At 57.0% G+C, this 10,214-nt stretch carries 6 protein-coding genes; 4 read left to right on the top strand and 2 right to left on the bottom strand.

What is annotated here, in order from left to right; translation table 11 throughout:
* The first annotated feature begins 81 nt into the window (after nucleotides 1-81).
* From ACZ5EH_RS11860 to trpA, 4 genes are all read left to right on the top strand, one after another.
* Nucleotides 82-1,308, top strand: a complete 1,227-nt coding sequence (locus ACZ5EH_RS11860) for a hypothetical protein (protein ID WP_464274090.1) — start codon at nucleotides 82-84, stop codon at nucleotides 1,306-1,308.
* A 275-nt stretch (nucleotides 1,309-1,583) separates the two neighbouring features.
* On the top strand, nucleotides 1,584-2,378 hold the full coding sequence (locus tag ACZ5EH_RS11855; RefSeq protein WP_464274089.1) for a GntR family transcriptional regulator: 795 nt from the start codon (nucleotides 1,584-1,586) through the stop codon (nucleotides 2,376-2,378).
* On the top strand, nucleotides 2,371-3,597 hold the full coding sequence (gene trpB, locus ACZ5EH_RS11850) for a tryptophan synthase subunit beta (RefSeq protein WP_464274088.1): 1,227 nt from the start codon (nucleotides 2,371-2,373) through the stop codon (nucleotides 3,595-3,597). The genes ACZ5EH_RS11855 and trpB overlap by 8 nt, the downstream gene beginning before the upstream one ends.
* Nucleotides 3,590-4,351, top strand: coding sequence for a tryptophan synthase subunit alpha (gene trpA, locus ACZ5EH_RS11845; RefSeq protein WP_464274087.1), 762 nt, complete (start codon nucleotides 3,590-3,592; stop codon nucleotides 4,349-4,351). The genes trpB and trpA overlap by 8 nt, the downstream gene beginning before the upstream one ends.
* Nucleotides 4,352-6,569: 2,218 nt before the next feature.
* Here trpA and ACZ5EH_RS11840 read toward each other — a convergent pair.
* Nucleotides 6,570-8,138: a hydantoinase B/oxoprolinase family protein gene (locus ACZ5EH_RS11840; RefSeq protein ID WP_464274086.1), complete on the bottom strand. Its 1,569-nt coding sequence runs from the start codon at nucleotides 8,136-8,138 to the stop codon at nucleotides 6,570-6,572.
* A gap of 28 nt (nucleotides 8,139-8,166) precedes the next feature.
* Nucleotides 8,167-10,164 (bottom strand): hydantoinase/oxoprolinase family protein, encoded by a 1,998-nt coding sequence (locus tag ACZ5EH_RS11835; RefSeq protein ID WP_464274085.1) that lies wholly within the window; start codon nucleotides 10,162-10,164, stop codon nucleotides 8,167-8,169.
* Nucleotides 10,165-10,214 lie beyond the last annotated feature (50 nt).

Genomic DNA, 10,214 nt, shown 5'->3' with positions numbered 1-10,214 from the left:
GGAAATGTTTCTAGTACATGAAGGAGTGCGGCTGCTTGCCGCTAACCTCCCCAACAGACAACACAAGAACGAGGAAGCGCCATGAGCGATCAGAAAGAGACGCAAAACGCCCCCCAGCAGCCACCACTGGATTTAAGCTTTGTTCGCACAAGCAAAAGCATTGCGAACACCTCTTTGGTCCTTTCCATCGTGGCCATTGTTCTGGTTGGCGTCCTGTATTTCAGCCTGAAAGGCATGATCACGGACAGTACTGACGGTATTCAGACCCGCATCGCAACGCTGGAAGATGAGGGCAAGGCTCTCAACGAATCTGTGGCCGCGTTGAACACCCGTTTGGTAGAAGTGGAAAAACTGCCTGCCCGTATAGCAACTCTTGAAGACCAGGTTGTCATGGCCGAGCTGGCCGAAATGGAAGGAAAGGCCCAGAACCTGGCTGACCGCGTAGAAGATGCGGGCAAAAAGGAAAAGCTGGCTCAGATCACTTCTCTGCTGGCTGAACTGCAGGGCAAGGCTGCTGCTGCAGAAGCCGCACCGGCAGAAGAAGAAACCGCCCACGCTGCTGAAGCCGCTGCACCGGCAGAAGAAGCCGCCCACGCAGAGGAAGCTGCTGCTCCTGCCGAAGAAGAAGCTGCGCACGAAGCAGGAGCTGCCGCACCAGCTGAAGAAGAAGCCACTCATGCAGAAGAAGCCGCTGCACCTGCCCACGAAGAAGCCCACGCTGAAAAAGCCGCACCCAGCCAGGGCGAATCTGAGACCATGAAGGCTGTGGATGGTGTGGTCAGCAAGCTGGAAGAAGGCGTGAGCAAGCTGGAAGGCGCCATCGCCTCTGCTGTTGAAGAAGAAAAGACCGAAGAAGCTCCCAAGGTTGAAGAAGCCACGGAAGAGCTCGCCGCTTCTGAAGCCGACAAGGCCACCCAGGAAGAGGTAGCCCAGGAAGAGGCAGCCCAGGATGAGGCAGCTGAAGAAGAGGGCGAAAAGCCTGCCGGCTGGACGAAGAAGAGCGAGGAAAAGGAAGCTGCTGCTCCTGCTGCTGAAGAAGCCGCAGCCCCTGCAGCTGAAACCTCTGCCCTCACTTCCATCGAAGGCGCCGACATCGCTAAGCTGCTGGAGGAGAACCCTCCTGTTGCAACGCCTGTGCAGCCTGCCCCCAAGGAAAGCGAGCTCTACCCCGAACATGCTCCTGAAAAGGCCGCCCCGGCTGCTGCACACGAAGAAGCCAAGCAGAAAGACGCCAAAAAGGCCGAAGATTGCAAGAGCGAACCTGTGCAGGAAACGCCTGCCCATGGTGAGGAAGCCGCCGCTGAATAACCGCTTCCTATAAAAGCAATTCCAGAACGCCCCTTGCGCCGTCAAGCGCAGGGGGCGTTTTTTAATCCAAAGGCACATACACGAAGACCGCACTTCTAAAGACCATTGCCTGCAGGCCATTGTGACTCGCCAGTAATGTCGCGTGGTGATGGCACGGGAGCAGTCAGTTGATCTACTCCCGACCTTGGCCGCTCCAATGGTAAGCGGGGGGCGGGGATTGAGCGCACCCCCCAATGGCTTGCTCTTGATTTCTCCTTCAGATATTTGGGTGTGCAATGGACAAAAGTTGTCTTGACAACTTTACAACTACCCCTTATACCATCCCCATGACAAAACAACAATTGGATCCTGCATCTCCATTGCCACTGTACCACCAGCTCGCCGAGATACTTCTTGCCGAGATCCGTGCGGGGCTGCACCCCGTTGGGGAGCGTATCCCTTCGGAAAATCAGCTCGTGGCAACCTTCGGCATCGGGCGCCCTACAGTGCGTCAGGCAGTGGAAAGCCTCGTGCGCAGAGGGCTTCTCGTGCGTAAACGCGGATCAGGAACCTTTGTTGCACCACAGCCTGAATCCGTTGACCTTTTTTCCCTGGCCGGCACCCTGGAGGCTTTGCAGGAAACAGGGTGCAGCCTGGATGTGGAGCTTGTTTCAGGACCAGAACTGCTCCGCGCTCATGGCGAGCCAGACAACCCGTTTCTGGGGCGCCAGACCGTTTGCCTTACCAGGCTGAGCCGCCTGGATAACAGTCCCGTGCTTGTGGAAGATATCTTCCTCGATCCCGAACGTTTCCCTGGCCTTGAAACCATGGACCTGAGCGGGCAATCCCTTTCCTGCCTTGTGGCGGAAGAATATGGCTTTGAGCTTGTCAGGGCGGAACAACGGTTCCGCATCCGCTACCAGGATGAGCGCCTGGCCGGCTTGCTTAAGTACCCCCGCAGCAAGCCCATCCTGGCCGTCAGCCGCTTTCTGCACTTTGTCGGCGCGCCTGGCGCTGTTTTTTCAACCCTCTGGTGCCGCACGGACCAGTTCGTTTTCACCCAACAGATTGGAGGCTTCAACCATGCCTAAGCCCGGTTACTTCGGACAATTTGGGGGCGCTTTCATTCCCGAAATACTCCACGCCACTTTTGAAGAAATCAAAAAAGCCTATCACGACGCGCGCAATGATCCTGAATTCTGGCGCGAGTATGTCTCTATAATGTCAACATATTCCTGCCGCCCCACACCCCTGACCTTTGCCGAAAACCTGAGCAACCACTTTGGAGGAGCCAGGATATACATCAAGCGCGAGGATCTGAACCACACCGGCGCGCACAAGGCCAACAACGTCATGGGGCAGGGCTTGCTCACAAAGCGCATGGGCAAAACCCGCGTCATTGCCGAAACCGGCGCTGGCCAGCACGGTGTTGCAACGGCTACCATGGCCGCAAAATTCGGCTTTGCCTGCACCATCTACATGGGCGAGGAAGACGTGGAGCGGCAACGCCCCAACGTGTTCTGGATGGAGCGCATGGGCGCCGAAGTCGTGCCTGTTCGCAACGGCTCCCGCACCCTGAAGGACGCCATCAACGAAGCCTTCCGCGACTGGGCCCGAAACATGGATGACACCCACTACGTGTTCGGCACTGCCAGCGGCCCCCACCCCTTTCCGGAAATGGTCAGCTGGCTGCAGTCCATCATCGGCACCGAAGCCCGGGAACAGATCCTCACCGCCACTGGCAAGTTGCCGGCGCGTGTCTACGCTTGTGTCGGGGGCGGTTCCAACGCCATGGGCATCTTCAGCGGCTTTTTCGACGATGACGTTACCCTCGTCGGAGTGGAAGCCGGCGGCAAAGGCAAAGAAACAGGCCAGCACGCCACCCGCCTTGCATGGGACGACAGCTCCCTCGGCGTGGCGCAAGGCTTCAAAACCTACTTTCTGCAGGACGCCGACGGACAGATGAAGGATACCCACAGCGTGGCTGCAGGGTTGGATTACGTGGGCGTCTCCCCCATCCTTGCCGACCACTATGAAAAAGGGCGCGTACGCTTTGAAGCCGCCACAGACGCCGAAGTCGTGGAGGCGCTCAAACTCACCATGCGCAAAGAAGGGCTTATCCCGGCCCTGGAATCCACCCATGCCTTTGTGCAGGCTTTCAAAGAAGTCCCAGAAATGTCTCCTGAAGACAGTATCATCATCAACCAGTCCGGCAGGGGCGACAAGGACATTTTCACCGTGGCCGACGCCCTTTCCGATCCAAAATGGGAACAGTTCATACAGAAGAAAGCGGAGGCCTACCGTGCTTGAGTCCTACATCCGAGAAAAATGCAATGAAAAGGGCATTCTGCTGATGACGCACATCGTCATGGGCTACCCCAGCTTCCAGGACTCCATGGATATCGTTGACGCCATGGTCGCAGCCGGGGTGGACCTCATCGAACTGCAAATCCCCTTTACCGAGCCACAGGCTGACGGGCCCGTCATCGTAAGCGCCAACGAAAGAGCCCTCGCCAATGGGGCCACGGTTGCCCAATGTCTTGAATTTGCAGAAACAGTGGCGAAGCGGCACCCGATCCCCTTCCTTTTCATGAGCTATTACAACATCTTCTTCAAATACGGCCCGGCTGCCTTTGCCAAGGCGGCAGCCGCAGCCGGTATAAAGGGCGCCATTCTCGCCGATGTGCCCCTGGAAGAAGGCGACATCTACCTCCCGGCCATGGCCGAAAACGGGCTGGACCCCATCTTCATATACGCTCCCAACTCAACGCTGGAACGCATGCAGGCCATCGCCGCCGAGGCCAAAGGATTCATCTATTGCGTTGCGCGCAAGGGCGTAACAGGTGAACAGACCGACTTCAGCCTTGAATTGGGAGATTATCTTGCCCGCGCCCGCCAGGCCACGTCACTGCCCCTTGCTCTGGGGTTTGGCGTCAAGGACAAGTCCGACGTAGACTACCTGCGGGGCAAGGTGGACATCGCCGTCATCGGCAGCCAGGCAATCCGCGTGTTCGAAGAAAAAGGAGCACAGGCCGTGGGCGAGTTCCTGCGTGGTGTGCGTTAAACAGTATATGCTGCGACGACTTTCCTATTGTTTCTAGCGCTTCCCCCCTGTCATTCCCGTCTGCGCGGGAATGACAGGAAGATGGGGCGGCGCCTTTCCCATGGTTCCCCTCTTCCCCAGCGCCACTTGTTGTGAACCCACAACTCCTGCCACCAAGATAAAAGTGGGTAAGTACGCACTGTCATCCCCGAGGAATCGGGGATCCAGGTTTGTCGTTTATCTTCGTTTGATGGCAACGCTGGAAATAAATACTGGATTCCCGCCTGCGTGGGAATGACAGGAAGAAAGGGCGGCGCCTTTCCCATGGTTCCCCTCTTCCCCTGCGCAACTTGTTGCGAAGCCACAACTCCTGCCACCAAGATAAAAGTGGGTAAGTACGTACTGTCATCCCCGAGGAATCGGAGATCAAGGTTTGTCGTTTACCATTGCTCGATTGGTAACGCTGGAAATAAATACTGGATTCCCGCCTGCGCGGGAATGACAGGAAGAAAGGGCGGCGCCTTTCCCATGGTTCCCCTCTTCCCCTGCGCAACTTGTTGCGAAGCCACAACTCCTGCCACCAAGATAAAAGTGGGTAAGTACGTACTGTCATCCCCGAGGAATCGGGGATCCAGGTTTGTCGTTTATCTTCGTTTGATGGTAACGCTGGAAATAAATACTGGATTCCCGCTTGCGCGGGAATGACAGGAAGGTGAGGCGGCGCGTTTCTCATGGCTCCCCCCCTTCCCAAGGCCACTTGTTACGAAGTCACAACTCCTGCCACCAAGATAAAAGTGGGTAAGTACGCACTGTCATCCCCGAGGAATCGGGGATCCAGGTTTGTCGTTTATCTTCGTTTGATGGTAACGCTGGAAATAAATACTGGATTCCCGCCTGCGCGGGAATGACAGGAAGGTGGGGCGGCGCGTTTCTCATGGCTCCCCCCCTTCCCAAGGCCACTTGTTACGAAGTCACAACTCCTGCCACCAAGATAAAAGTGGGTAAGTACGCACTGTCATCCCCGAGGAATCGGGGATCCAGGTTTGTCGTTTATCTTCGTTTGATGGTAACGCTGGAAATAAATACTGGATTCCCGCCTGCGCGGGAATGACAGGAAGGTGGGGCGGCGCGTTTCTCATGGCTCCCCCCTTTTCCCCAGCGCCACTTGTTGCGAAGTCACAACTCCTGCCACCAAGATAAAAGTGGGTAAGTACGCACTGTCATCCCCGAGGAGTCGGGGATCCAGGTTTGTCGTTTATCTTTGTTTGATAGTAACGCTGGAAACAAATACTGGATTCCCGCCTACGCGGGAATGACAGGAAGGTGGGGCGGCACGTTTCTCATGGCTCCCCCCCTTCCCAGCGCCACTTGTTGTGAAGCCACAACCTCTGCCCCCAATACAAAAGTTGGTAAGTACGTACTGTCATCCCCGAGGAATCGGGGATCCAGGTTTGTCGTTTATCTTCGTTTGATGGTAACGCTGGAACCAAATACTGGATTCCCGCCTGCCCGGGAATGACAGGAAGGTGGGGCGGCACGTTTCTCATGGCTCCCCCCTTTTCCCCAGCGCCACTTGTTGCGAAGTCACAACTCCTGCCACCAAGATAAAAGTGGGTAAGTACGCACTGTCATCCCCGAGGAGTCGGGGATCCAGGTTTGTCGTTTATCTTTGTTTGATAGTAACGCTGGAAACAAATACTGGATTCCCGCCTACGCGGGAATGACAGGAAGGTGGGGCGGCACGTTTCTCATGGCTCCCCCCCTTCCCAGCGCCACTTGTTGTGAAGCCACAACCTCTGCCCCCAATACAAAAGTTGGTAAGTACGTACTGTCATCCCCGAGGAATCGGGGATCCAGGTTTGTCGTTTATCTTCGTTTGATGGTAACGCTGGAAACAAATACTGGATTCCCGCCTGCGCGGGAATGACAGGAAGGTGGGGCGGCGCCTTTCCCATGGTTCCCCCCCTTTCCCAAGGGCACTTGTTGCGAAGTCACAACTCCTGCCACCAAGATAAAAGTGGGTAAGTACGCACTGTCATCCCCGAGGAATCGGGGATCCAGGTTTGTCGTTTATCTTTGTTTGATGGTAACGCTGGAAACAAATACTGGATTCCCGCCTGCGCGGGAATGACAGGGGAGCAGAAAAAGAGATGCCCCAACCAGCGACATTGGGGCATCATGGTATTTTTACTATAAATGGTGTTGTTACGCAGGTGTGCGCTTCCCGGGTGTAACCAGGCTATTCTTTCTTACCCCAACCACCCCCGCCGGGTGTTTCAATGCGCAGCACATCACCGGGTTGCAGCCGAATATTGAACTTGCCGGGCAAGGTTTCCTTTTCCCCTTTGCGAATCACCACATTTTCGCCGGGCTTTCCGGATTCACCGCCCTGCACGCCATAAGGGCCACGGACCCGGCGTTCTGAAAGCACGGTCGCTTCGGCTTCAGCCTGCAGCATTATTTCTCTGACCATGCCGGAACCGCCCGTATGCTTACCGGCGCCGCCTGTACCGCGGCGGACGGAGTATTCCGTGACCAGAAAGGGGTAGGCGTATTCCAACGCCTCCACCGGGGTATTCAAGGTGTTGGTCATGTGTGAATGCACTGCGCTTTCGCCGTCGCGGTGCGGTGAAGCGCCCATGCCGCCGGCCAGGGTCTCATAATAGGCGAAGGCGCGCTCTTTGCGCGGGTCCCAGCCACCAATGGTCACGTTGTTCATGGTGCCCTGGCTGGCTGCGGGCATGCGCTCTGGCAGAGCCCTGGACAAAGCGCCCAACACGACATCCACCAACCGTTGGGAGGTTTCCACATTGCCCCCCGCCACCGCGGCGGGAAATTTTGCGTCCACAATGCTGCCCAGTCTGGTCAGCACCCGCAAGGGGCGCATGCACCCTGCGTTTGCCGGCACGTCTTCCACCACCAGACAGCGGAAGGCGTACAACACGGCAGAAAGCGTGATGGCCCGCACGGCATTGACGCTGCCCTGGACCTGATCATCGGAAGCGGTGAAGTCCAGCTCGGCCTCTTCGCCCTTTACAGTGAGCTTTACGCGTACCCCCACATCCTGGGCTTCGATGCCATCACCATCCATAAAGTCCTCAAAATCGTATTCACCATCAGGCAAAGCTTTGATGGCGGCGCGGACCATGGTTTCAGCGTAATCCATAAGGCCGGCCGAGTATCCGCAGACCATTTCGATGCCGTATTTTTCGATCAGCTCTTTCATGCGCCGCACGCCAGTGACGTTGGCCATGACCTGGGCTGCGAAATCGCCTTCCCGCTCATGTGGGGTTCGGACGTTGTTGAGAAAAAAGCGCAGCAGCTTCTCGTCCATTTCATTTTTTTCCACGAATTTCAGGGGAGGAATGATAACGCCCTCCTGAAAGAGCGAGGTGGACAAAGGCATGGAGCCGGCTGCCATGCCTCCTACATCGGCGTGGTGCGCGCGGCTGGCAACGTAGAAGCTCGGCTTTTCCTCGCCAGGCGCAAAAACGGGCGCCACAAGGGTGATATCCGGCAGGTGCGTGCCCCCTTTGAAGGGATCGTTGCAGATAGCCATATCCCCATCCTGCAGGTCCACAGCCTCAATGGCCGCCTGCACGGAAAGGGGCATGGAGCCGAGATGCACGGGGATATGCGCGGCCTGGGCCAGCATTTGTCCATCAGCGTCGAACAAGGCGCAGGAAAAATCGCGCCGTTCCTTGATGTTGGGCGAAAAGCCGGTGCGCATCAAGGTCACGCCCATTTCCTCGGCAATGGATGAAAATCTGTTCTTGAAGACCTGCAGCAGAATCGGGTTAATCTGCATGTTCGCTCCTCGTATCCTGAAGGCCGGCTTATTCGCCGTCCAAAATATCCATGATGATGTTGCCGTAACCGTCCACAGTGAGCTTGGCGAAAGGTGGAACGCACACAGTGGAGGAGTATTCCACCATAACCGCGGGCCCCTGAATCATGTTGCCGGGTTCCAGCAGGTCGCGCTCATACACCTTGGTATCATGGACCTTGCCGTCAAATACCACTTCCCTGGTTTCCAAAAGCGCCGCGGCGGGCGGGATGCTCGACCCCAAAGGCTTGCCCTGAAATTCGGGCTTTTCTGGCAGCCCGCGTGCACGCAAACGAATATTCACAATTTCAACAGGCTTGGCCTGATTACGGTAGCCGTACAACCGTTCGTGCATGGTATGAAAGGCTTCGCTCTGGTCGCGGCCAGGCTGGGCAAGGGGGGTAACAATCTCAAAGCTCTGCCCTTCGTAGCGCATGTCGAGATAGTGCTCCAGAACAATGCGCTCCTTGTCCACGCCTTCGGCCAGCAGTTCTTCCTGTGCGCGTTGCTCCAGGGGCGAAAAGTGGCCGGCAATTTCCTGAGGATGGGTTTCATGGGCCATGAGCATGACGGTCTGGGAATAATCCTTGATGACATCCGCCATAAGCATGCCGATGGCCGAGAGGATACCGGGGTTGCGGGGAACGAAAACCCTGGGCATGTGCAGTAGTTTTGCCAGGTGGGCAGCGTGCAAAGCGCCCGCCCCGCCAAAGGTAAACAGGGTAAATTCGCGTGGATCAAACCCCCGCTCCACCGAGATAAGCCGGATAGCCCGCTCCATATTCGCATTGGCCACGTCCAGCACGCCCTCCGCCAATTCGCGAGAGCTCAGGCCCAGGGCGTTTGCCAGTTCTTTCATGGGTTTTTCCAGCCGCTCCGTGTGCAGCCGCATGTTGCCGCCCAGAAAGCGCTCTGGCACCAGTCGCCCGAGGTACAGGTTGGCGTCGGTCACGGTGATGCGTTCGCCCTTGCCGTAACAGACAGGTCCGGGATCTGCTCCCGCGCTTTCCGGTCCAACGGCAAGGGAGCCGCCTGCATCTTCCCAGGCGATGGAGCCGCCCCCTGCCCCCACGGTGTGGATGTCCAGCATGGGCGTTTTCACAGGATACCCTGAAATGGATGTCTCCAGGGTCATGGAAAGGGAGCCGTCCATAAGGGAAACATCGGAAGACGTCCCCCCCATGTCAAAGGTTATGATCTTGTCGAATCCAGCCATGCGGCCGATTTCAAAAGCGCCCACCACACCGCCTGCCGGGCCGGAAAGGATGGTGCGCACAGACTCCTGCATGGCGGTTTCTGCAGAAATGCTGCCGCCGTTGGACTGCATGATGCGCAGGGTATCGGCATCGTTCAGGTGCTCTTGCAAAAAGGAAAGGTAGCGCCGCATCTTCGGGCTGACATAGGCGTTAACCACAGTGGTGGACGTGCGCTCGAACTCACGGAACTCGGCCAGAATCTCGTGGGAAAGCGACACAGGCAGGCCGGTTTCCTTGTCCAGCAACTCGGCCAGGGCTTTTTCATGGGATGCATTGGCAAAGGCGAAAAGCAGACACACGGCAACGGATTCCGCCCCTTGCGCCTTTATCTCGCTGATGATCTTTTTGGCTGCAGCAGCATCAAAGGGCTCATACTCCTCCCCGGTATTGATAATGCGTCCGGGCACGCCAAAGCGCAGTTCCTCGGGAACGATGGGCTCTTCCCGTCGGAAAGCCAGGTCATACAAGCGGGAGCGGTTTTGCCGGCCAATGGCAATGACGTCCTCAAAGCCCTGGGTGGTTATCAATGCAGTGCGCACCCCCTTTCGCTCGAGGATGGCGTTCGTGGCCACGGTGGAACCGTGTACAATACGCCTGGCGTCTGCATCCCCCGAGACGGCAGCCAGTCCATCGAGTACAGCCTGCGCCGGGTTGCCTGGGGTGGAAAGGAGTTTGTGCACTCGCCACCCCTCTTTGCCTTTGTAGATCAAGTCCGTAAAAGTGCCACCCGTATCCACGCCGATTATCAGCATTGTTGCTCCTTGACTTTTTCAGCACGTGTTACAGAATGCCGACCGATTCG

The sequence above is a fragment of the Desulfovibrio biadhensis genome, from assembly GCF_055388615.1.
Note: the sequence above shows the minus strand (reverse complement) of the source record. Positions and strands in the feature narration are given on the sequence as shown.